The sequence below is a fragment of the Treponema sp. genome, assembly GCF_045641405.1.
Taxonomy (GTDB): Bacteria; Spirochaetota; Spirochaetia; order Treponematales; family Treponemataceae; genus Treponema_D.
On record NZ_JAZUGX010000044.1, the window covers coordinates 1 to 23,801 of the forward strand.

Below are 23,801 nucleotides of genomic sequence, written 5' to 3' on the forward strand. Positions count from 1 at the left end.
CAGTATGATTTCTCGCTCTATTGTGCTAAGATGTTTGTAGTGACCCATTTTATCTCCTGTAATAATGTCTTGAACAAACACCATTATAGTTGATTTTATGGGTCTTTTCATTTGTTGCACTTAGATTGTAAATTCATCAAACAAAAAATCCCCCTGAACAGAATCCAGGGGGACCGAAAAAATCAACTAGAAATTAATTAAATGGATTTTCTGTTGGGTACAATGTTCCCTTTGGCTGATTGTATGCAACATCAGCAATCTTGAGGTACTGGAACAATGTGAACAATGCCTTTCCGTGGTGTCCGAAAGCAACTGCACCGTGGTGTGGGTAGTTCTTCTGGATGAGAACGTGGCGGTAGAATCTTCCCATTTCTGGAATTGCGAATACACCGATACCACCGAATGAGCGTGTTGCAACTGGGAGGATTTCACCCTGTGCAATGTATGCCTGGAGCTTTGTATCTGGAGTTGTCTGCAATCTGAAGAATGTGATTGGACCTGGCATGATGTCTCCTTCGAGAGTACCACGTGTGAAGTCTGGTGTACCACCGTTTTCGAGGAGGCGGTTCTGGATGAGCTGGAACTTAACGCCAGGGTTGCAAGCCTTATTCATGCAGCAGAATGGTGTGTTACCACAGTGGAATGCCATGAATGTGTCGTTGAGAACATATGGGTAAGAGAACTTGCCCTTGATGCTTTCATCGTACATATCCTGTGGAACAGAGTTGTTGATGTCAAGGAGAGTAACTGGGCTACCTGAGATACATGTACCGATGTATTCAGAGAGGGCACCAAAGATATCTACTTCACATGCAACAGGGATTCCGCGTGATGCGAGGCGGCTGTTTACATAGCAAGGTTCAAAGCCGAATTCCTTAGGGAATGCTGGCCAGCACTTGTCTGCGAATACAACGTACTTCTTGCAGCCCTTGTTTGCTTCTGCCCAGTCAAGGAGAGTAAGTTCAAACTGAGCCATGCGTGGAAGAAGATCAGGGAAGTTGTTTCCGCTTGAACCAAGTTCTGCTTCCATTTCCTTTACAACATCTGCAATGCGCTTGTCGTCTTTGTGTGCGCGGTATGCAACGAGAAGGTCAAGTTCTGAGTTTTCCTGGATTTCAACACCGATGTCGTAGAGACCCTTGATTGGTGCGTTACATGCAAAGAAGTCCTGTGGGCGTGGTCCGAATGTGATGATCTTGAGGCTTGCAAGACCGATGATTGCGCGTGCAACTGGAATGAATTCTTCGATCATCTTTACGATGTCATCAGCTGTTCCAACTGGATATTCTGGAATGATTCCAGGAATCTTGCGGAGATTGAGGTTGTATGAACAGTTGAGCATACCACAGTATGCGTCACCACGTCCGTTGATAAGGTCGTTCTGTGTTTCTTCTGCAGCAGCTACGAACATGCAAGGTCCGTCAAACTTCTGTGCAATCTGTGTTTCTGGTGTTTCTGGACCGAAGTTTCCGAGGAATACAACAAGAGCGTTACATCCAGCGTTCTTTACTTCATCAACAGCCTTAAGCATGTCCTTTTCATTCTCTACAGTTGTCTTTGCTTCGTAGAGTTCGCCTTTGCCTGCAAAAGCCTTAACGATAGCTGCTCTTCTCTTTTCTGAAAGAGAGATTACGAAACAGTCGCGGCTTACTGCGATGATACCAAGTTTTACATCTGGGATGTTTTCAAACTTTGCCATAGTGTGTTTGCTCCTTAATTGGATATATTTTTTTTCTGTTCACCCGAACAGAGTCCTAAGATTTCCGGAATTTTAATTTTGGCAACCGGTTGCCATCTTGAGTGTAATACCACTATGATGAATTGTCAAGAAAATATCTTGTTCTATATTCATTTACGCACAAAATGATAATAAAATCCCATTATATTGAACAAAATGATAGATTTGTGACATACTGAAATCGAGAGGAGAGGTGATGAAACCAAAATCAGGAACCCTATTCTATCTTACGGCATTTCTTTCCATCGTACTCATCACGCATATTTTCATGCTCATTCATTCAGCGGTTCACGGAGTCTATGCATGTACAGCACAGAACACCATAGGATGCATCATCATGACTACCCTGCTGATGTTCAGGAAGAAAACAAATCCGTTCCTTCTCATTTTTTTTGCTCTTTTTCAACTTGAGCTGCAGGTTTTCATGGCAATAATTTTTATGGGATGGGAGCTTCAGTTCCAATACTATTATCTTGGAATCATGGTGTTTTCCGTACTCATGTCATTTTCACTTGAATCAAGAAAGCTTTCCTTCAGACAGAAATTCTTAGGACTTACTTCAACAGCCTTGTTCTTCATAAGCTACGGCATATCCCGACATCTCAAGCCTCTCTATCAAATACCTGAAATTGCAGTAGACAAGATTGTCCTGATCAATTACATAAGTACTTTCTTTGGACTGGCATTCCTTTCAAACCTGTTCAGAGTGAACGCAATCCGTTTTGCATACCTTATAAAGAAACAGGCATTCAGGGATGAACTTACAAAGCTCTATAACCGCAGAGGTATCCGTGCTGAACTGGACAGAGCCATTGATACGCTGCACGCAGAGGGTATTCCATATTCAATAGCAATCCTTGACATCGATGACTTCAAAAAAATCAACGACACCTATGGTCACAACATGGGAGACATTGTACTTAAAGGAATAGGCAAGGTGCTTCAAGGTTATGAGAATGAAATAACAACGGCTTGCAGATGGGGTGGAGAAGAGTTTTTAATAATAAGGCAGAATTCAATATACAAGAACTCGATGACTGACCTTGTTCAGAAAATCGCATCAAAGATATCACAGCTTGAATTCAATTCAGACGGAACAAAATTCAAGGTGACCATAACAGGTGGATGTGCAGTTTCAGAAATGAACAGCACACTCAACGAAACCATAGGCATCGCCGACTCCCGTCTTTACCACGGCAAGCAGACAGGAAAGAACAGAATCGTCAGCACTGATGAATAAATACGAGAGGATGAATCAGTTTACTTTGTAACCTGCACCTTCGATCGCAGCCTTGATTGCAGAGTCATCAACATCTGCAGAAAGCTTTACCGTTACCTTTGAAGCGTTATGGTCAGCCACAACCTCTGTGACTCCAGCAATTTTTCCAACTGCTTCCCTTACATGTGCTTCACAATGAGAACACATCATACCCTCTACATTAAATGTCTTTTCCATATCGTTCCTCCTATTCTGGATTTTTTGGTCTTCGTTAATTGTATCGTATTTTTTTGCACGGAACAAATTCAACCTCAAGGCATTGGTTACAACACAGAAACTTGAAAGGCTCATGCAGGCAGCGGCAACCATCGGATTAAGGTCAAGTCCAAATCTGTGATGGAAGACACCTGCGGCAAGAGGTATTCCAAGCATGTTGTAGATGAACGCCCAGAAAAGATTCTGATGGATGACTCTGAGAACAGAACGGCTCAGCCTTATGGCATCAAAACAATCCAGCACCCGACTTTTTACAAGAACAACACTTGCAGCATCAATGGCAACATCAGTTCCAGCTCCTATGGCAATACCTGTATCAGCTGAAGTCAAAGCGACCGCATCGTTAACGCCATCGCCTGTCATTGCCGTAGATCCGAATTTCTTTTTCAACTCAGCCACAATCACAGATTTTTCATCAGGCTTTACACCTGCAAAAACTTTTAAAATACCAGCCTTTTTTCCTACTGCCTTTGCTGTGATTTCATTGTCGCCAGTAATCATGGCAGTCTCTACACCGATTTTCCTGAACTGTTCAATCGCTATGGCTGCATCCTCCTTAAGGGAATCTGCCACTGCAATAATACCTATGAGCTTTCCATCAACGGAACAGAGAAGAGGCGTTTTTCCTTCACCTGCAAGTCTCTCAAGTTCATCTTTTGCTACTTCATCCAAACCTGTTACAAAGCTGCTGTTTCCGACAAGAACATTCTTTCCACAAACAGTTCCTTTTATTCCGCTTCCAGGAATTTCTTCGTAGTTTTCAGCTTCTGCAAATTTCATTCCTACTGTTTTTTCCATTACGGCCCGAGCGAGAGGATGGCTGCTTCTGCTTTCAAGACTAGCGGCAAATGACAATAGTTCATTTTCAGATGATGAATAGCAGACAACATCGGTGACTTCAGGAATTCCCTTCGTCAAAGTTCCAGTCTTGTCAAAGCAGACAATTTTTGTTCGGCCTGCATTTTCAAGAGCAGCAGAACTTTTAAATAGAATTCCATTTCTTGCACCTACTCCACAGCCTGCCATGATGGCTACAGGAACAGCAAGACCCAAGGCACATGGGCAGCTTATGACAAGAACTGCGACTGCTCGGGACAAAGCAAAGGACATATCGGCGTCTTTTAGAATCCATATGAAAAATGTCAAAAGGGCTATGGAAATAACAACTGGAACGAAAACTCCCGAAACCTTGTCTGCAATGCGCTGCACAGGAGCCTTTCCAGAAGATGCATCCATGACCATCTGAATGATTTTTGAAAAACCAGTATCCTGCCCTACTTTCTCCGCACGGACTTTCATGAAGCCCTGGGTACATAATGTAGAAGCAAAGACCTTGCTGCCTGCCTTTTTTTCAACAGGGATGCTTTCACCAGTCAATGAAGATTCATCGATGGAACAATGACCTTCCATTACAGTTCCATCCGCAGGAATTTTTGCACCGTTTTTTACGATTATGGTTTCACCTGCAAGAATTTCTCCAGCAGCAACAGTAACCTCAATACCGTCACGCTCCACAATTGCCGTCGAAGGAGCATATTCCATCAAGGATTTTACTGCGTTCGTGGTCTTTCCCTTTGAAACCGATTCCAAAAGCTTTCCGACTGTAATCAAGGTGACAATCATTGCAGCACCTTCAAAATAAAGGTTTTTCAGGCAGAGAGCTGTCAAAGAGCCATCATTTTTAACGACAGCATCCGTAAGCATAAAAAGAACCACTGTAGAATACAGAAAGGAAATTCCTGATCCCAAGGCTACAAGAGAATCCATGTTTGGAGAAAGTTTCTTAAACGCATTTGTACCGCTTATAAAGAATTTCCGATTGACCAAAAGGATAAAGGCAGAAAGAATGAACTGAACAAGGGCAAAAGCAACAGGATTTCCGTCAAAGAAGGAAGGCAATGGAGCCTTGAACATCATGTGCCCCATGGAAAAATACATGAGTACAACAAGAACACAAAGAGATGAAACTAGACGATTCCTCAACATCTGAGTTTCAGAATTGCCGTCATCAGATTTATTTTCAACTGAAATTTTCTTTGAAAATTCATCTAAGGCAGAAGCACCATATCCAGCATCTACGACAGCATCGATGACCTTTTGTGATTCCGCGCTACCTTCGACGGACATTGAATTGGCAAGAAGATTGACGGCACAGCTTTCAACCCCCTTAACCTTGGAAACCGCTTTCTCTATTCTTGCAGCACAAGCCGCACAGGACATTCCCGATATATTGAATTTCTGCATATACGCCTCATTAAGTTAGCAATAAGTAACACCAACAATATAATAAACTTCAACAGAAAATTCAAATTCAGTCTTTATTCAGCAGAGTAAAACTCCTTCACTGCTGATATCATATAATCAACATCCTGCACTCCCGCAGTCTCATAAGGTGAATGCATTGCCCATTGAGCAAGACCTATGTCGACACAGCGTAGGGAAACATGGGCGTTGCTGAGATTTCCCAATGTGGATCCCCCTGCAATGTCAGAACGGTTTGTATAAACCTGGACAGGAACCCCTGCTTTTTCACAGACGGAACGGAACATGGCAGAACTTACACCGTCAGTAGTATATTTTTGTGCCGCATTGAATTTGATAACCGGACCCTTGTTGAGCATAGGTCTGTTGACAGGATCAGCGATTGAACTGTGGTTAGGGTGCAGGGCATGGGCATTGTCTGCACTTATCATGAAGCTATCGGAAACGGCAACATGGAAATCTTCTTCACTCCTTCCACAGGCAGAATTGATCCTCCTTAAAACATCTTCCATAAATGTTGAATCAGCACCCTGCCGCGTAAGACTTCCAACCTCTTCATTGTCAAAGACACAGAAAACTTTTACAGCACTTTCATTTTTTGAATCGATGAATCCCTGCAATGTGGTCCAGGCACATTCAAGATCATCCAGCCTTGGAGAAGCTATGATGTTTCTATCGGCACCAATAAAAGTTCCTTCGTCACGGCAATAGAGAAAGAGATCGCTGCCTTTCACTTCATCCATACTTACGCCAGCTGATTCTGCAACATATTCAACAAGCTTAATTTCTTTATTGCATGAAAAAACAGGAAGCATATCGTTCTGGACATTATATTTCATTCCATCGTTTGCCTCGCGATTCATGTGTATCGCAAGATTGGGAATTATAAGAAGGTCTTCATCAATAGAGACAAGCTTTTCTTCAAACTTCAATGGAGAATCCGTCTTTAGAATCAAGCGTCCAGCAACGGAAAGAGGCCTGTCAAACCAAGGAGCACATAGCATGCCTCCGTATTTTTCAACATTGAGGCGAACATATGTATCCTCTGCAAGCATCTCAGGATTTTCCTTTATTTTAAAACACGGAGAATCGCTATGGCTTGCACAGATGAGGAACCGCGAAAAAGTGTCTTCAGGTATGGAGAAAGCAATGATGGAAGAATTATTTCGTTTTACAAAATAGGATTTTCCTTTTGCAACCTTCCATCTTTCATTTTCATTGAGTTCAATAAAACCTTTAGCCTTGAGAATTTCTACAATATTTGAAACTGCATGAAAACAGCTCGGTGATTTTTTTATGAAAGCAAGGAGTTCACTTGCATTTTTTATGTCTGCCATAGAAGCATTATACCATGGAGAGAACAACAAAAAAAGGACTGCCTGAATACTACAGACAGTCCAAAGGAGGAGTATGCTACAGTTTTACCCTAGTATTTACATAGGCTCTCGAAGCAATGGCCCTGACAGTCATATGGGAGGAACGATCGCCAAACTCAGGCCACTTTTCAATGAATATCTTTGCATCTTTCTCAAGTAAATCAAGTTCCAGCATGAATTCATGGGAGTTCTTTCCATAGCGCTTGAGACCAATGGACCATGGATAGTCATCACCTGCATATATTGCATCATCAATGAGTTTTCCATTTTCATACAGCCTTGCACAGTTTGCCGTGTATGCAATATCAATGAAGGCATCATCAAGGTTTTCAAAGGATTCCACATTTATCTTATATGCTGCTGTTTTTTCGTCATCAGAAATCTTTTCAAAGCTTACTGTCGGAGCTTTTCTTGCACATCCAGTTTTAGCGTACACTTCAAATCCGTTTTCTGTTCCCTTCTTTTCAAATCCATCAGGAATCCTTTTCAGTGCAGGATAAATCTTGAATTCGACATCTCCATTTGACTGGAAATTAAGGATATCATCACCATCTGTCTTATCCTGATACATAACATCCCTTGCTATGAGCAGATACTGAACACCGCCAGACACAACCTTATGGGCATTTTCAGCATCTTCTCTCGTCAATGTTATTATATCTTCATCGCCTGTTGGATTTCCAACAAACTGATAATAGGTTCCGTCAGTCTTGTCGGATGATGCAACATTGCTTGCCTTTACAAAAGTTCCACCGGCAGGACGTGCATTGCTGTAGAAAACAAAAGCCTTGCGTTCATTATCAAGCCTGCACAAAGGAGTACAAAGGGAAGTTGCAATTTCACTTTCACCGCACTTCATATTAAACGGAATAAAGAAAAAATCTCCGTCAAGAACATCAACAGCAGGGAACTTAACATCATATTCCTTGTTTTCAAGCACTATGTTTTTATGGTCAGCCATTATATAGCGTCTCTGAAAGCTGCTTGCAAAAGTCCATCCGCGCTTTTTACCGCATTTGCAGTTATAGGCTCTCCAGCTTGTTCTAAGATCCGTAAAGTTTGCCGCCGTTACAGGATTGCTTTCAGGAAGGAAAGTGTCGGTCTCAGCAAATTTTTCTCCAAAGTCATGCACGAACATTGAATAGAGTTTTATTTCGTTGTATGTGCCGTTTGGCATTCCGTACTGCCCAAGAGGTGCACGGAAGTCATAGTTCTTTACGCTCATGTCGTTGAGAGAACCTGTAGCTATGTTTTCTTCAAGGGTCGTGAGTTTTCCTTCAGGGTTCTGTCCGCCGTGATACATGTAGTAGCCAAGGAGATTGCAGCCGCTTCCCATTTTTGCAAGGCTCATTCCGCCTATGTCCTTAGGCTGGGCAACAGGACGGCGCTTCAAGGTAACCTGAAGTCCACCGCCGAGTTCCGCAGTAAGGTACGGGAATTTTGTCATGTCGAAGGTAATTGTTTCGCCGATTCCAAAGTCACAACCAATGGCATGGTCGTTTCTTTCATGGGTGAACACATAGTTTCCGCTTGGTTCAATTTCAGTGATGCGTGGATCCCAAGGAGATTCGCAATAGCCACCCATTACAGGAAGCATTCCGGCAGTAACCGCTCCACCCCAGCCTGTAGCAGTATAGAGAGGTGCATCAAATCCGATTTCGCGGGCCATCTTTTCAAGGCGCTTCATGTGTGCTTCGCCTTCCGCTCCGGAAAGTCCGCCGCAGTGTCCGTATTCATTTTCAATCTGAACGCCGATGATTGGACCGCCGTCTTTTACAAACAGACCTTCAACCTGTTCATAGATTGCCTTGTACCATTTTTCAACTTCTGCAAAATATTTTTCGTCGTTTGTGGAACGGGCATCAGGGCACTTTGCCAAAAGCCAGTCAGGGAATCCACCGTGGCGAACTTCCGCATGGCTCCAAGGTCCAATGCGGATAACCATTGTAAGTCCGCATTCCTTAATGGTTTCAACGAACTTGCGGAGGTTTCTCCAACCGGTCCAGTCAAATTCATTTTCAATTTCTTCATGATGAATCCAGATAACATAGGAAGAAACGATATCGACTCCGCCTTCCTTCATTTTAAGAAGGGCTTCCTTCCAGTCGCAATCTGGATATCGGGAATAATGGATTTCTCCCATTACAGGGAACCATCTTTTACCGTCCTTCAAAAGGCTTTTATTGTCAAAAGAATAAGTTGTCATAGAATCTCCATGTCAGAGGGGACAGACCCCTTCTTATTTACTGTCATGATGCACTTTCAGAGGGGACAGACCCCTATGTATCTGCAACATTTCCTTTTACTTTTTCATTTTTCAAAGGGGGTCTGTCCCCTTTGTTTGCTGTTTTAGGGGTCTGTCCCCTCTGTCGTACCTTCAGCTCTAATATAGCACAGAACAGAAATAGGTCAACGCGTGTTGATACCCAATCAAAATAAAGTGCGCAACTAATTGCGCACCCTATCTTTATTCCATTATTCCTTAACCGCTGCCGTGCTCATGCTCATCATCATGGCTTTCTGGCTGAACAGGAAGAAGATGACGAACGGAATTGCAACTACAAGGGCACCTGCGGCAAAGTTCGTAAACTCGTTCTTTTTGTCAGTAACGAAAGAGAACAAACCAAGGGCAAGGGTCTGCTTTTCTGGGCTTCTCAAAACCATCTTAGGGAAAATGAAGTCCATCCAAGGGCCTGTAAAGCTTGAAACTGCAAGGAAGGTAATGATTGGCCTTGTTACCGGAAGAATGATTGTGGCAAAAGTCCTGAAGTGGCTTGCACCGTCAATGCGGGCGGCTTCATCAAGATTCTTGCTTACTGTATCCATGTAGCTTTTTACCATCCAGGTGTTGTAAGGAATGTTTCCTGAAACATAGATGAGTACAAGTCCCCAGAGGGTATCAAGTCCACCGATGCGCATGAGGATTACATAGATGGCAATCATTCCTACGAAAGAAGGGAAAATCTGAAGGACAAGAAGGCTCATCAAAAGGCTGTGCTTGAAGGCAAACCTAAAGCGAGAGAATACATAGGCGCTCAATGACGAAATAACAACTGTAAGGGCTGTAGTCCAGAGGGCAACAAAGAGAGTGTTCTTGAACCACATCCAGTAGTCAGTCTTTGTAAAAAGATACTTGAAGTGATCAAGGGTGAATCCATTTCCCACCGCAATTGTCAGATCGCTTGAAAGACGGATTGTATGACCGTTGCCAAAAGGAATGATGCTCAAGTTGGCAATGCTGTTTCCTGGAGCAAAGGCTGCAGACACAACATAAACCAAAGGATAGAAAACAATGAGCGAAATTATTACGAATAAAATGTAGGAAAAAGTTAAATTGAGCGTGCGTACTGAATTCTGAATTTTCATACTTCACCTTCCTTGAAAGCCTTTGTATTTCTGAACTGATAGATTGCAAACGGAGCAAGCACAACGAAGATGAGTACTGCAATAACCGAAGCATAATTGTATTTCTGCAATGTAATTGTGAGCTTGTAAATCCAGGTAACGAGAATATCTGTTCCGCCTGCCATTGTTGCAGTACTGTCTTTGACAACAGGATTACCACCAGTAAGGAAGAAGATGATTCCGAAGTTATTGATGTTGTGTGTAAAACTCATGATGATCAATGGCATTGTCTGGTAAAGGACCAAAGGCAATGTTATGCTCTTGAGCGTCTGAAAGCTTGAAGCACCATCGATTTTTGCAGCCTCATACATATCCTTTGGAATGGCGGTCATCGTTCCCATGGAAAGCATCATGAAGTATCCGAATCCAGCCCAAAGGTTGACCACAACGCACATGAGCTGTGCAAGATTTGCATTTCCAAGCCACGGAATCGTCTGGTCAAGGCGAAGGATTCCAATAGCCTGAAGAGTTCTGTTTACGATACCGAAAGTTCCGTTGAGCATGTGCTTCCAGAGAATCATTGTGATTACGGAAGGTACTGCATACGGAAGGATGAAGATGAACCTGAACACTGATGAAAACTTTACGCCACTTTCAGTAAGGTGAACAGCAACAAGAAGTCCGCAGAAGTAACAGGTGAAGGTTGAAGCAACTGCCCATACGAGGGTCCAGAGTGCAATGCGTGCAAATCCCTTTGACCAGGTTGTTCCTCCAAAAAGAAGGTCCTTGAAGTTTGTGAATCCAACCCAGTCTACGGTGTTTTTAGGAGTGATGTGTTCTGGAGCCGAATAGTTTGTAAAGGCAACGCAAACGCTGAAAAGCAAAGGAACAACAACAAACACAAGGAGCATTAGCACGCAAGGTGCAAGACCTGAAATTGGGAAAGCATTGCTTCCGATTTCTGCCATTGAAGTTTTCTGTGACATGAACCTTTTAGTTCTTGTATATTCGCAGTAACCGCGATTTGCACTCTTTACAGAAATCCAGTAGAGGATTGCAAAAACTGCAACGATTGAAAGCGTAAGGATACCATCAATAAGCATGAACATGGAATTGTTACGGAGCTTAAGAGGGACATCTGGCTGTGGATCACCAAGAGTAATCAGGTCATAAACCTTTTTGCATACTGTTGGCAAATAACAAAGGAAGAGGACTTCTACTGCTGCAAAAAGTCCGCCTTTCAAATACTGTTTAAGGTAAAGAATATGAGACAGTCCCATGAAACCACAGGCCGTCATCTTTACCTTCTTTGCTGAACTTCCGTCGGATTCTATCCGCATAAGGCACCTCGCAATTAATAAAATAAACTCAATCAAACTGCATGATTCATTCAACCATACATCTTCGGAAACTCAAGGGAAACAATCTCTTTTTCTTGAGCGTCCGAAGATGCGGGGAAACTTTACGCTTCCCCACACCGAGCAAACTATCTAAAAATTATTTAGAAATGATAGCTGCGTTACATGCATCAAGTTCTGCCTGTACGTCTGCACCGTCCCAGATGTTCTTTGATGTGTTACCCATTGTTTCCCAGAACTTTGCCATTTCAGGAATTGATGGCATTGGGAATGCGTAGTCAAGCTGCTTGAGGAAGCCGCCGATGTATGGGCTTGAAACTGGTGTATCGACTGAAGGCATAGCACCTGTCAAGTCGAAGCGGAGCTGCTGCATAGAAGCAGAGATGAGGAACTGAGCAAAGTCAGCTGCTTCTGCAGGATGATCAGAGTAAGCAGATACGAACATAGCGCGTGTACCAGAGAATGAAGCTGCAGGCTTGTTGTCGCCAGGAAGTGCTGGAATTGCTGCAACACCGAAGTTGAGGCCTGCATCCTTGAAGTTCTTGATGTTCCATGGTCCAGTGATGTGCATTGCTGCGTTTCCACCCTGGAATGCTGCGTCACAGTTACCTGTATCAAGGTCAGCTGCTGGAACATTGAGAGCGTCCTTAAGTGACTGGAAGAACTTCATGCCGTTAACAGCATTTGCTGTGTTGAGGTAAGATGATGATGTATCTGTTCCTGATGTTCCGAAGAGGCGGTTTCCACCTGCTGTTGTAAAGAGGATTGTGTAGTATCCGTTGCCGACATCCATTACAAATCCGCGCTTTCCGCTTTTGTTTGCATTGAATTCCTTTGTCCACTTTGCAAGGTCATCCCATGTCTTTGGAACATCAGATTCTGAAATGAGATCCTTATTGTAGAACAATGCATATGTCTCTGCAGAAACTGGATATCCATACATTGTTCCATCATATGTAAGGGCTGCAGAACATGCACCAAGAACTGATTCTGCAACTGCAGCAGGATTAGCAGTAGGAAGAACGTGACCACCATTTACAAGTTCTCCAAGCTTATCATGAGGAGCTGCAAAAATATCCGGTCCTACTCCAGCTGGTCCGTCAAGGGCAATCTGTCCTGCAGCATCACCAAGTTCAACATTCACGAACTTGATTTCTACATTTGGATGAGCCTTTGAATATGCTTCTCCAGCCTGCTTGATGAATTCATCAGGCCCCTGGAGAGATTCCCAAACTGTGAGAACAACCTTTTCTTCAGACTTCTTTGCTGAAGCTCCTTCTTTCTTTGAGCATCCTGTCAAAGCAAGAACACCTGCAGCGATAGCAGCTGCTGCAAATACAACTTTCTTCATATAAATCCTCCTAGACAATGAAGAATCAGGCTCTGGAATTTTCTCTTTTATCCAGGCCGATATTGATTACAAATCTATACAAACCGAATCAACGGAATGATTCCCTTATCCTAAGCTCATATCCAACAGCGGTCTTCCTTGGGACTTCCTTTCCTTCAACAAGACCGATCAGCACCTTGCTTGCTTCTCCTGTAAAATTGGAAACATTGACATTCAATGCCGTTACAGGTGGAGTATTGTTTTCCAAAACCTGATTGTCATAGAAAGAAATCACCTGGATATCCGCAGGAATCTCATATTCATTCTGCCTCAACCACTTGAGTACATAGACACAGATCGCATCATCCATGCAGACAAGGCACTGTGGATTATCCTTCATAATATCTGGAAGTGTTTCATCCAAAGCCTTCTGATTGTCCATATCCCAATAAACAGGACAGCCATCAAGGGAAATACCGCTTGATATGCATGCATCCACAAACCCCTTGTAGCGGAATGCATTCACCCTGTAGTTGATGTTGCCTCCCAGCACCGCGACACGGCTGCACCCTTTGCTTATCATGAACCTGGTCATTTCAAAGCAGCCTGAAACCTGGTCGCTGTCTATCTGATACAGTTCCTCATCATCGGAAGTACCGAAGACAAGGAAAGGTATTCTCTCTTTCTTAAGGAACCTTACAGACTCATCATCCTCCTCAAGTCGCGTAAGGATGACTCCGTCAACTTTCCTGTTGGCAACAAGCCTCCTTAAGGGAGTGATATCATTTCCAGCCTGGACAACAAGAACCACATCATAGTCGAGCTTATAGGCTGCCTCTGAGATACCAACCAGGCAATTCTGAAAGAAAGGAATATCGCCTTTATCAGCATCCCGTGGAATGACTACGCCGATGTTGAAAGTACGCCTTAAGACCAGACCTTTTGCCATCTGATTAGGAATATAGTTGCAGGACTCCGCCATTTCTATGATTCTACGGCGAGTTTCCGCACCGATACGCCCCTTGCAATTGATCGCACGAGACACAGTAGACTTGGAAACACCAAGTTTTTCTGCAATATCTGCAATTGTAACTGCCGATGCCACTCTTTCCATACTCAATTCCCGATATGTAACTAAAGTTTAATTCACTGTTTTAACAAAAACAAGAAAAAACGTTTGCTCAACACGATTAGTATACACGTGTTGATTACTGCTGTCAAACTTTTTTTTTATAAATTTTAAGAAAATGATACAAAAATCATAACGTTTCCAATTTTCATTTTCAGTAGTAAAAAATCCATTTCTAATCTAAAATAGAAGCATGTTTGAAAATACGGCAGAAAAAATGGCACGCACAGGTGTCATTCCGGTAATAACGGTAAAGGATATTGATTCAGCCCTTGAGACAGCAGCAAAAGCCATTGAAAAAGGAATCGGAGCTGTAGAAATTACCTTCCGCACAACTGAAGGACTTTCAGGCCACAGGATGATTGCAGAAGCAATAAAGTCTGTCCGTGAAAAATACCCAGAACTTATGGTAGGAGCCGGAACCGTAATCAATGCGGAACTTGCCGAAATGGCAAAGGATGCAGGTGCCGAATTCATAGTTTCTCCGGGATTGAATCCAGCAACCGTAGAATGGTGTCTTGAGAACGGAGCGCCTGTATTTCCAGGAGTCGCAACACCATCCGAAATAGAACTTGCCCTATCCTACGGACTTACCCACCTTAAGTTTTTTCCTGCAGAGGCTTTAGGCGGAATCAAAATGCTCAAAGCACTTTCAGGACCGTTTCCACAGGTAAAGTTCATGCCCACAGGTGGAATAAACGAAAGGAACTACAAGGACTATGCTGAACTGAAAAATGTCTTCTGCGTAGGCGGCAGCTGGATATTAAAGTAAACTGACAGACAATTTAAAATAGAAAAGCGGCTAAGGAAAACCTTAACCGCTTTTTTTATCCCGCATAACTAAACAGCCTTTACACGAATTGCCGCGCAATTCGTGCGGCGGAAGTTACAAAAGGAATCAGCTCCTAGGGAAGCAAATGCTTCCGCCCATTAGCAGAGACCCTGAGCCAGGAGGAAACTGCAGGCAGTTTCCTCTACGAGTCTGCTACCTCGCATAACGCGGCTCGGCTTTACGCAGACTCGAGGATGGATCTTATTAACAAAGTCCCTGTGCCATCATTGCACGAGCAACCTTGAGGAAGCCGTAGATGTTTGCGCCAGAAACGTAGTCGCCTTCTGTTGCAAATTCCTTAGCTGTGTTCCATGCGTTGTCGTGGATCTGTGTCATGATGTTCTTGAGCTTTGCATCAACTTCTTCACGTGTCCATGAGAGGCGTTCGCTGTTCTGTGACATTTCGAGACCAGATACTGCAACACCACCAGCGTTAGCTGCCTTACCAGGAGCGAAGCGTACACCGTTTGCCTGGAGGTAAGCGATAGCTTCTGCACGTGTTGGCATGTTAGCACCTTCAGCAACAAGCTTGATGCCGTTTGCTACGAGCTTCTTTGCATCTTCTTCGTAGATTTCATCCTGTGTAGCACAAGGGAATGCATAGTCGGCCTTAACTCCCCATGGCTTTTCTCCAGCGAAGAACTTAGCCTTTGGATACTTCTTAACATATTCAGAAATGCGTGCCTTTGTGTTTGCAAGTTCTGTGATGTATGCGAGCTTTTCAGCATCGATTCCATCTTCATCAAGGATGTATCCAGACGAGTCAGAAAGTGTGATAACCTTACCACCGAGCTGGTTGATCTTTTCTGTTGCGTACTGAGCAACGTTACCCTTACCAGAAACGAGACATGTCTTTCCCTTGAAGTCTGTTCCCATCTTTGCAAGCATACATTCTGCAAAGTAGATGAGACCGTAACCTGTTGCTTCTGGGCGGATCAAAGAACCACCGAAGTCAAGTCCCTTACCTGTAAGAACACCTGTCCATACGTTTGCGATTCTCTTGTACTGACCGAACATCCAAGCTACTTCGCGTCCACCAACACCCTTGTCTCCAGCTGGAACGTCTGTGTCAGCACCGATGTGGCGATAAAGTTCTGTCATGAATGACTGGCAGAAGCGCATAACTTCGCCTTCTGATTTTCCGTGAGCGTCAAAGTCTGAACCACCCTTTCCGCCACCCATTGGGAGTGTTGTAAGAGAGTTCTTGAGGATCTGTTCGAATCCGAGGAACTTGAGAACGTCGAGACCTACTTCTGGAGAGAAGCGGAGGCCTCCCTTGTAAGGTCCGATTGCGCTGTTGAACTGAACGCGGTATCCGCGGTTTACGTGTGGTACACCCTTGTCATCTGTCCAAGGTACACGGAACATGATGATTCTTTCTGGTTCTGTAAGTCTTTCAAGAACTGCTGTCTTTTCAAGTTCTGGCATCTTGTCTACTACAGGTGAAATTGTCTGAAGAACGAGACCTGCAGCCTGGAGGAAGTGCCCCTGATCTGCATAGCGAGCGCTGAGATCATCCCAAACACGTTTACAATAAGCGTTAGTAATTTTGTATTCCATACTATAACCCCTTACAATTTTTAAGCCACAATACTGCGACTATAACTTAAGTAATACTAAACTTTTTTAAGTATTTTGCAAAGTAAAATCTAACTAAATTCCCATATCACTTCCGAAATTTACAATAAAATGTGTGAGCCTTTTTTTGTCTTCTTCACATATACATGACAGGCAATGGCATCCAGCATTTCCTCAACATGGGATATAACTCCAACGGTCCTGGTATTGCCTATGTCCTGAAGAACTCCTACCGCCATCTCAAGACTTTCTTTATCCAGAGAACCAAAACCTTCATCTATGAAAAGGGAATCAAGGCGGCTTGTCTTTTGGACGACCTCCGTAAGGCCTAGTGCAAGACTTATGGATGCCATGAAGGTTTCACCACCGCTGAGTGTCGCTGTATCACGGTCCTTGTTCACCTGATAATCATGAACAACAAGATCAAGCCCATGGTAGGAATTTCCACCTGTCTTATCTGTGTCCATCTTGAATTCATAACGCTCACTGGAAATTTTAAGGAGATGACGGTTGGCACATACTACGACGTCATCAAAATAAAGTCCCAGGAACCAGGTCTCAAACTGAACCTTTGAAGGATTTCCACCAGAGAGATCCTTCCACAGCTGCGAGATTGCCTTACCTTCTGATTCCAGTCTTGAAAGCTCCGCTGACTTTTCCCTGTACTTTGAATAGTCTTTCTCGAATCCTGTCTTGTCAGCAAAAATGGATTCAATCTTTGCCGAAACTTCATCAATGCGTACATCAAGCGCTTCAATTTCCGCTTCAAGTTTTTCTGCCTTTTTTTGAAGAACGGAAGATTTTTCAGACACCTTCTTAGAAAGAACAGAAATACCTGTCTCAAGCTTGGACTGCCTGTCACGGAATTCCTTTACAGATTCCTTCATCAGTTTTTTCTCAGATTTTTCAACAAAGCAGGACAAGGCTTCATCTTCATCGGCAAACTTTGATTCTCCAAGCTTTTCGGAAAGAATGGACTGTGCCTCTTTATGTTTTTCCTCTGCGGCACCAAGGGAATTCTGGCTTTCTCCACGCATTGCATTGTATTTTTCAAGCTTAAGTCCAGCATCTTCAAAAGCCTTTTTAAAGTCATCAACCTTTTCCTGCTGCTCATCCATAAGAGACTCAAGGTTTTCTATGTTTTTTCTGATTTCATCTACAGATGTAACTTTTCCACCGATTTTCTTCATCTGCTCTTCATAAGCATTTATGGTTGCTGCGATGGAAGCAAGTTCAGCATCAGATCTGGAAACAAGATCCTTAAGTTCTTCAATTCTTGCATTGGATTCATCAATATTCTCGACAAACCTACTGCAGGCCTCGGAAACATTCTGGAGCGCATACATTTTTTCTTTTGCCGAGTCTGCGTCAAGCCTTGCCTTTTCCAGAGTGATGCCCTTGCATTTTTCATTGCATACAGAAAGATCTTCCCTGAACTTTTCAAGGATAGTTTTCTTTGAAGCAATTTCTTCTGAAAGCCTTGCAAGAAGTTCTGTCTCAGTCTTGACGGAACGCTCCGCTGTCGCAATCTTTTCATCAAGATCAAGCAATTCCTTCGGAGCTACAGCAGGAGATGGATGTTCAGTAGCACCACAGAGAGGACATGGACACCCAGGTTTAAGACGGGATACAAGTGTAAAAGCAGTATTTTTTGCAGCCTCATCTTCTTTTCTTTCTTTATACTCGGCAAGCAGAGAATTGTTGTTCTCTATCTGCCTTGAACAGTTTTCCTTTTCCTTTTCAAGATCCACCAGTTCCTTTTGGGTGGAATCAATGTTGGATGCACATTCCTCGGCTTCAACTGCATAGTTATACAACTGTGCAGCCGTATGACTCAGCTCCCTTGCCTCGTTAAAGCTGTCCACAATACGTCGATAGATTTCAGCAGACTTCATATCTTTGCAAGGTATGCCAACAGATTCTGCATGAGCACTCAAAGCCCTTTCAAAGCTTTCAAGGGAATCCATTTCCTTAGACAGAAGTTCCTTTGCTTTCTGAGCTTTTTCTTTAGCAACAGCATTGCGTTTCATCTCAACGGCATGCTTTTCAGCAGCATCAAGCTTGTCATTGTAGTCCTTGAGGGCAATCCTGTTTTCCTCATTTGCCTTTGACAGCTTCAAAATATCATTTTCTTTTCCCTTGAGATCGTCATATTTTTCTTTTGCAGCTTCTGCAAGCCCTATGACTTCTTCGAGATACGCCTTTGCTTTCAACTCGTCTTCCTGACGCTGTTTCTTGTTTTCAATGAAAGGCACGACAGCATCCGCATCATCTGCAAGCTTAAGTTTTCTTTCTATTCCTTCTATCTCTGGAATCTTCTTTTCAAGAGTGTCCCTCTCCAAAACAGCATCTTCAAGTTCAACCGCCAGTTTCAGTTCAGCATCAAGCCTGGTTGTCTCTTTTTCAAAATCTTCCTTGCTGATCCTCAATGCCTTCAGATCCTTTTTATTATCTTCAAGATCCTTATCCAAAGAAGCAAGTTTTTCCTCCGCATCAGTAAAATCAACATTCTTAAGAAGTCCCTTTACCTCAACATCCGCAAGATCGATTTTTTTCTTAAGGTCATCATTTTTTTCCTTAACCTTTTCCACAATAGACTGATAGAAATCCACGGGGAAAAGTTTCTTGAGGATATCCTGCTTTACATTTGAATTGGAACGAAGGAATTCTGAGAATTCTCCCTGTGGAAGAACAACAATCTTTGAAAATTCAGGAGCACTGAGACCTACGATTTCAACAAGCATTGCATCCAACTCAGCTTTACCCGCGTTAAGGAATTCATACGAAGACAAACTTCCGTTCCATTTTTCCACCGTAAGCTTTGATGCTTCCACAGATGCTTTTTTGTTCCTGTTTACATATGGACGGGGAAGAGTTCTGACAACCCTGTACTTTTCACCATCTGAAGAGAATTCCAGTTCAACGGAACTATCGTCATCTTCTTTCGCAAACTGGGAACGAAAATCCTTTGCCTTACCTTTTCTTGCTCCAAGAAATTCTCCATAAATCGCAAATGTCATTGCATCAAAGATAGTAGTTTTTCCAGCTCCTGTGTCCCCACAAAGAAGAAACACTTCGTCCAACTGGGTAAAATCCAATTTTTCGTCCACGAAAGGACCTATATTTTTCATGTGTATGCTCAATGGTTTCATCTGATTGTCCTTGTATCCTTTTACTCTTCAGCCTCTACTTCTTTTGCCGTTTTTGTAAAAAGCTTCTTTTCATCCTCATAGACTTCAGTCATTTCCTCGCCTGGATGGTTTCGATACACGTCCGTTATGAAAAGGTCAAATATTTTTCCATAATCACCAGAAGCTATGTTGTCCAAAGCCTTCTTGCGTTCTGCCACCGCCATGTTCTGGCCGCTCGATTCAGTCCTAGCGACACGGAAAGACAGTATGTTAGGAAATTTATTCCGCAGGGTTTCCAATGGAGCTTCATGAACGATATTATCGGTGCATATAAGCTCAAGGTAATCATCCTTATGTTCATCGTATCTGCTGCCAAGGAAATCCTCGTATTTACCTTCTATCCTTGTGACCTTGTGCAATGGAACAAAAGGGATTTCTCTTTTTTCAACTCCATCCTTTGTAACTGTGACACTGAGCATCACCTTATCTGAACCTTCACCGAAATTATATGAAAGAGGAGAACCTGAATAGCAGACATTTTCACTGCAGGTTTTCTGCTTACCGTGGATATGCCCCAGTGCCACATAGTCAAAAGCCTTGAATTTCTTTGCATCAACCTGTTCTGCAGTCCCGACAAAATTCCTTTCTGAGCCTGAAAGATCACTGTTGCTTGCAAAGACATGGGCGCTTACGATAGAAGGAATGCTTTTACAACTGTACTGCTCATGCGCCTTAAGAATTCTTCTGCACGCCTCTTCAATCAGCTCATCCTGATGGCGAAGTACTTTTCCTTCTTCATCAAGCAAGGAACCCTGCAAAAGGAATGGAATCTGATACACCACAGCATCACCGACAACAACACCTCTGTCGCATTCCTTACCCTCCGTCACGATATGAATGTTCTGACTATGCAGAAGCCCAGAAGCAAAACTCAATCTTGTAGGACTGTCATGGTTTCCCGAAGAGAAGAACATTTCCAGCCCAGGAAATTTTTCATGGACTTCACGAAGGAATTCACTGAATAGAGGAACAGCTTCTGGAGCAGGAATCGCCTTGTCATAAATGTCGCCTGCAACTATAAGTGCATCGTAGGCAGAATTTTCAGATTCCGCCTTTTCAAGTTCATCGATGATCTGATTCAGAAAATGTCTCTGGTCTTCTATCAGGGAATGGTCAAATAGAACTTTCCCCAGATGCCAGTCACTTGTATGTAGAAATTTCATATTAATAGAATATAGGAATAATTGGTGAAATTGGCAAATAAAAATGATATAATTGAAGCAAATGAACATTATGATTATCGGAGCAGGTTTCACAGGCATACAGCTTGCAAAACGCCTGCTCAATGAGAAGAACACAGTAACCATCATCGACAACAATGAAGAGACCATCGAAAACGTAAAGGGTCAGTTAGATTGCGATGCATTTGCAGTGGACGGAAACAACCTTGAAAATCTTGAGGAACACGGAATTGAAAAACAGGATGCCCTTGTTGCAGTGACAAACAACGACGAAGTAAACATGATCACATGTTCACTTGTCGATGCCGTCTATCCAAACATCCTCAAGATAGCCCGTGTAAGAAATTACGCATACTATGTGAACACAAATGATGCGGCAAAACACCACGCCGATACTTTCAAAGGAAACCATCGCCCACTTTATGGAATCGACTACATGGTTCACCCAGATGTTGAAGCAGCGGAGGCTATCGTAAAGGCTGTTGAGCATGGAGCCATCAGTGACATCGTTGACTTCGGCGAAAACGGGGAATATGAAGTAACTGCCCTTCAGATCGAAAAGGACAGCATGCTTGACGGTACAGCACTCAAGAACATCAGAAACCTTACAGACAAGAAATTCCTTGTAGTCTATCAGGAAACAAGAGATCCTGACTCCGACAACATGGTGAGCGCACTTCCAAGTGGAGAAACAATTCTTCACGCTGGTGACAGAATCGGTATCATTACGGCAAAGGAAAACATTGCGGAAATGCTTAACCTCTGCGGAATCCAGATCGATGTCATAAAGAGGATCTGCCTCTGCGGAATCGGAAGAGTCGGAACAATTGTCGCAGAGCGTATCATCGAAAGGGAAAAGAATTCACTCCTTACAAGACTTTTCGGGGCTACAAAAAAATCCACACAGTCAGTCACCATCATCGACACGGATCATGATCTATGCGAAGCCGCAAAAGATAAATTTCCTACGGCAAATGTTGTTCATGCCGACATTACAGACGGAGACATTATTGAAGAAGAAAGGCTTGATAAATGCAACCTTCTTATCTGCGCCACACACAACCATGAGCTTAACATGGTAATTTCAGCCTATCTTGAATCCCTTGGAGTTGAAAAATCCATCGTACTCGTTAATCAGGCCCAATACGGAAACATCGCACGCAGGCTTGGCATTGAAGTTGCAATTCCTATGCGAGACACCCTGGTAGATTCCATCATTAGCCATCTTCACGGAAAGAGCGTTACAGGAATTCATACTGTATCAAACGGAGAATTTGAAATCGTTGAATGTGATCTTTCTGCAAACAGCAAATTTGCAGGCAAGGCATTGAAGGACATTGCAAACCCAGGTCAGTATCTGGTTCTCTTGATCAAGAAACCAGGAAGCAAGAACTTTGAGCTTCCACAGGGAAACACAGTGCTATCTGCAGGCGACCACCTTGTAATAATCGAAAAGACAGGGGACAAAAAGGTCCTGGAAAAATTCAGCAAATGAAATACAAATCAACAGTAACAATAACAGTATTCAGGGTACTCTTTCTTATAATTGCGATAGTAGGGTTTTCCTTCTCAATTCCTGTAGCAACAGCAGTCTATTGCAAAGAATATTCAGTGATTCCTTCTTTTCTGATACCGATGGCAATAAGCATTGTGCTCGGACTTTTATTCCTGAGCATAAAGCACAGGCAGAAGGCAAAGCTCACCGCAAGGGCAAGTTTTGTCGTTGTCGCAGTGGCATGGATAGGAGCCTGTCTTTTCGGTGCAATTCCACTCTATGCAAGCGGTGCAATACCAAGCATAACCGATGCGGTGTTTGAAAGCGTATCAGGTTTTTCTACTACAGGTTCGACAATTCTGTCCGAAATAGAAAGCCTTCCACGCAGCATAAACATGTGGCGCTGTCTTACCCACTGGCTTGGAGGTATGGGAATCGTAGCCCTTACTGTCGCCCTTCTTCCTATCCTCGGCATCGGTGGCTTCCAGCTCATAAAAGCCGAAACCACAGGTCCAGAAAAAGGAAAGTTCACACCAAGAATCACAACGACAGCAAAAATTCTCTGGTTCATCTATCTTGGAATGACCGTAACGGAAGCAATACTCCTTAAGCTTGCAGGAATGGATTTCATTGATGCCTTAAGCCACGCCTTCTCGACCTTGGGAACGGGTGGATTTTCCACACGAAACGAAAGCATCGCAGCCTACAACAGCACGGCGATCGACATGATCTGCTTTACATTCATGTTCCTCTCGGGAATCAACTTCTCTCTCTACTTCTATGTATTTGCAAGGCAGTTCTCAGAGCTTAAGAACAATTCAGAGTTGAAGTGCTACCTTGGACTCAACATCATCTCAATAATCCTTTTGACAATTTTTGAAAGAGGACAGTTTGGAAGCATATTCAGGACATTGAGGTTTACTTCATTCCAAGTGGCAACGATTGTAAGCACCACAGGATTTGCAACCAGCGACTTTACCCTTTGGTCTCCAGCAAGCCAGGCACTGATCTTCATGCTCTTTTTCATCGGCGGTTCTTCCGGCTCAACATCAGGAGGAGTAAAGGTCGTAAGATGGATAATCTTCCACAAGGTATTGAAGATGGAAGTTCAGAAAATGATCCATCCACACGGAATCTTTACAGTGAGACTGAACCAGCAGACTGCAAGAAAAGAAATCATTCCGACAGTAATGGCATTTTTCTGCCTTTACTTCTTTCTTCTGATATTCACGACCTTCTTTGGAGCCCTTTTTGGAATGGATGTATTGACTGCCTTTACAGGTGCGGCTTCGATGATTGGAAACATCGGACCTGGATACAACGCATTGGGTCCATCATGCAATTTCGGTTGGCTGGCAACTCCAGTAAAATGGTTCTACTGCTTTGCCATGATTGCAGGGCGACTTGAAATGTTCACCCTTTTTGTATTCCTTACACCTTCATTCTGGAAAAAGTAAAAAAAACGCCTGGGACTGCATTGCAATTCCAGGC

Annotated in this window: 15 protein-coding genes; 4 read left to right on the forward strand and 11 right to left on the reverse strand. The window is 43.2% G+C overall.

The genetic code is table 11. From position 1 onward, the window contains the following. Positions 1-193: 193 nt before the first annotated feature. Positions 194-1,699 carry an L-fucose/L-arabinose isomerase family protein gene (locus ACKI39_RS06765; protein ID WP_407398920.1) on the reverse strand — a complete coding sequence of 502 codons (1,506 nt, stop codon included), beginning with the start codon at positions 1,697-1,699 and terminating at the stop codon, positions 194-196. A gap of 235 nt (positions 1,700-1,934) precedes the next feature. Between ACKI39_RS06765 and ACKI39_RS06770 the strand changes: the two genes are divergently transcribed. Continuing rightward, positions 1,935-2,978 (forward strand): GGDEF domain-containing protein, encoded by a 1,044-nt coding sequence (locus ACKI39_RS06770; protein WP_407398922.1) that lies wholly within the window; start codon positions 1,935-1,937, stop codon positions 2,976-2,978. Positions 2,979-2,993: 15 nt separating this feature from the next. Here the strand turns inward: ACKI39_RS06770 and ACKI39_RS06775 are convergent, their stop codons facing one another. The 7 genes from ACKI39_RS06775 to ACKI39_RS06805 form a co-directional block, all read right to left on the reverse strand. Then, the gene (locus ACKI39_RS06775; RefSeq protein ID WP_407398924.1) at positions 2,994-5,477 is read right to left on the reverse strand and encodes a heavy metal translocating P-type ATPase; all 2,484 of its coding nucleotides are present in this window, start codon (positions 5,475-5,477) and stop codon (positions 2,994-2,996) included. A 74-nt stretch (positions 5,478-5,551) separates the two neighbouring features. Next, on the reverse strand, positions 5,552-6,832 hold the full coding sequence (locus ACKI39_RS06780; RefSeq protein WP_407398926.1) for a M18 family aminopeptidase: 1,281 nt from the start codon (positions 6,830-6,832) through the stop codon (positions 5,552-5,554). A 76-nt stretch (positions 6,833-6,908) separates the two neighbouring features. Further along, positions 6,909-9,077, reverse strand: coding sequence for a beta-galactosidase (locus tag ACKI39_RS06785; RefSeq protein WP_407398928.1), 2,169 nt, complete (start codon positions 9,075-9,077; stop codon positions 6,909-6,911). Between the two features lie 269 nt (positions 9,078-9,346). Then, positions 9,347-10,237, reverse strand: a complete 891-nt coding sequence (locus ACKI39_RS06790; protein WP_407398930.1) for a sugar ABC transporter permease — start codon at positions 10,235-10,237, stop codon at positions 9,347-9,349. Further along, on the reverse strand, positions 10,234-11,556 hold the full coding sequence (locus ACKI39_RS06795) for a carbohydrate ABC transporter permease (protein ID WP_407398932.1): 1,323 nt from the start codon (positions 11,554-11,556) through the stop codon (positions 10,234-10,236). The genes ACKI39_RS06790 and ACKI39_RS06795 overlap by 4 nt, the downstream gene beginning before the upstream one ends. A 157-nt stretch (positions 11,557-11,713) precedes the next feature. After that, complete coding sequence (locus tag ACKI39_RS06800; protein ID WP_407398934.1) at positions 11,714-12,925, reverse strand: sugar ABC transporter substrate-binding protein; 1,212 nt, start codon at positions 12,923-12,925, stop codon at positions 11,714-11,716. Between the two features lie 88 nt (positions 12,926-13,013). Continuing rightward, on the reverse strand, positions 13,014-14,018 hold the full coding sequence (locus ACKI39_RS06805) for a LacI family DNA-binding transcriptional regulator (protein WP_407398936.1): 1,005 nt from the start codon (positions 14,016-14,018) through the stop codon (positions 13,014-13,016). A gap of 208 nt (positions 14,019-14,226) precedes the next feature. Here ACKI39_RS06805 and eda point away from each other — a divergent pair, with 208 nt between their 5' ends. Continuing rightward, positions 14,227-14,805, forward strand: a complete 579-nt coding sequence (eda, locus tag ACKI39_RS06810) for a bifunctional 4-hydroxy-2-oxoglutarate aldolase/2-dehydro-3-deoxy-phosphogluconate aldolase (RefSeq protein ID WP_407398938.1) — start codon at positions 14,227-14,229, stop codon at positions 14,803-14,805. Between the two features lie 264 nt (positions 14,806-15,069). Here eda and gdhA read toward each other — a convergent pair whose 3' ends face one another. From gdhA to ACKI39_RS06825, 3 genes are all read right to left on the reverse strand, one after another. Next, positions 15,070-16,425 (reverse strand): NADP-specific glutamate dehydrogenase, encoded by a 1,356-nt coding sequence (gene gdhA, locus ACKI39_RS06815; RefSeq protein ID WP_407398940.1) that lies wholly within the window; start codon positions 16,423-16,425, stop codon positions 15,070-15,072. A gap of 119 nt (positions 16,426-16,544) precedes the next feature. Next, on the reverse strand, positions 16,545-19,574 hold the full coding sequence (locus ACKI39_RS06820; RefSeq protein ID WP_407398942.1) for an AAA family ATPase: 3,030 nt from the start codon (positions 19,572-19,574) through the stop codon (positions 16,545-16,547). Between the two features lie 41 nt (positions 19,575-19,615). Next, on the reverse strand, positions 19,616-20,797 hold the full coding sequence (locus tag ACKI39_RS06825; RefSeq protein ID WP_407398944.1) for an exonuclease SbcCD subunit D: 1,182 nt from the start codon (positions 20,795-20,797) through the stop codon (positions 19,616-19,618). Positions 20,798-20,858: 61 nt separating this feature from the next. Between ACKI39_RS06825 and ACKI39_RS06830 the strand changes: the two genes are divergently transcribed. Both ACKI39_RS06830 and ACKI39_RS06835 read left to right on the forward strand, forming a co-directional pair. Then, the gene (locus ACKI39_RS06830) at positions 20,859-22,310 is read left to right on the forward strand and encodes an NAD-binding protein (protein WP_407398946.1); all 1,452 of its coding nucleotides are present in this window, start codon (positions 20,859-20,861) and stop codon (positions 22,308-22,310) included. Continuing rightward, positions 22,307-23,767 carry a TrkH family potassium uptake protein gene (locus ACKI39_RS06835; RefSeq protein ID WP_407398948.1) on the forward strand — a complete coding sequence of 487 codons (1,461 nt, stop codon included), beginning with the start codon at positions 22,307-22,309 and terminating at the stop codon, positions 23,765-23,767. The genes ACKI39_RS06830 and ACKI39_RS06835 overlap by 4 nt, the downstream gene beginning before the upstream one ends. Positions 23,768-23,801: the final 34 nt, after the last annotated feature.

Excerpts from the sequence above, each read along its gene's own strand:
- ACKI39_RS06765 (WP_407398920.1), bottom strand. The coding sequence starts at position 1,699 with ATGGCAAAGTTTGAAAACATCCCAGATGTAAAACTTGGTATCATCGCA.
- ACKI39_RS06770 (WP_407398922.1), top strand. The coding sequence starts at position 1,935 with ATGAAACCAAAATCAGGAACCCTATTCTATCTTACGGCATTTCTTTCC.
- ACKI39_RS06775 (WP_407398924.1), bottom strand. The coding sequence starts at position 5,477 with ATGCAGAAATTCAATATATCGGGAATGTCCTGTGCGGCTTGTGCTGCA.
- ACKI39_RS06780 (WP_407398926.1), bottom strand. The coding sequence starts at position 6,832 with ATGGCAGACATAAAAAATGCAAGTGAACTCCTTGCTTTCATAAAAAAA.
- ACKI39_RS06785 (WP_407398928.1), bottom strand. The coding sequence starts at position 9,077 with ATGACAACTTATTCTTTTGACAATAAAAGCCTTTTGAAGGACGGTAAA.
- ACKI39_RS06790 (WP_407398930.1), bottom strand. The coding sequence starts at position 10,237 with ATGAAAATTCAGAATTCAGTACGCACGCTCAATTTAACTTTTTCCTAC.
- ACKI39_RS06795 (WP_407398932.1), bottom strand. The coding sequence starts at position 11,556 with ATGCGGATAGAATCCGACGGAAGTTCAGCAAAGAAGGTAAAGATGACG.
- ACKI39_RS06800 (WP_407398934.1), bottom strand. The coding sequence starts at position 12,925 with ATGAAGAAAGTTGTATTTGCAGCAGCTGCTATCGCTGCAGGTGTTCTT.
- ACKI39_RS06805 (WP_407398936.1), bottom strand. The coding sequence starts at position 14,018 with ATGGAAAGAGTGGCATCGGCAGTTACAATTGCAGATATTGCAGAAAAA.
- eda (WP_407398938.1), top strand. The coding sequence starts at position 14,227 with ATGTTTGAAAATACGGCAGAAAAAATGGCACGCACAGGTGTCATTCCG.
- gdhA (WP_407398940.1), bottom strand. The coding sequence starts at position 16,425 with ATGGAATACAAAATTACTAACGCTTATTGTAAACGTGTTTGGGATGAT.
- ACKI39_RS06820 (WP_407398942.1), bottom strand. The coding sequence starts at position 19,574 with ATGAAAAATATAGGTCCTTTCGTGGACGAAAAATTGGATTTTACCCAG.
- ACKI39_RS06825 (WP_407398944.1), bottom strand. The coding sequence starts at position 20,797 with ATGAAATTTCTACATACAAGTGACTGGCATCTGGGGAAAGTTCTATTT.
- ACKI39_RS06830 (WP_407398946.1), top strand. The coding sequence starts at position 20,859 with ATGAACATTATGATTATCGGAGCAGGTTTCACAGGCATACAGCTTGCA.
- ACKI39_RS06835 (WP_407398948.1), top strand. The coding sequence starts at position 22,307 with ATGAAATACAAATCAACAGTAACAATAACAGTATTCAGGGTACTCTTT.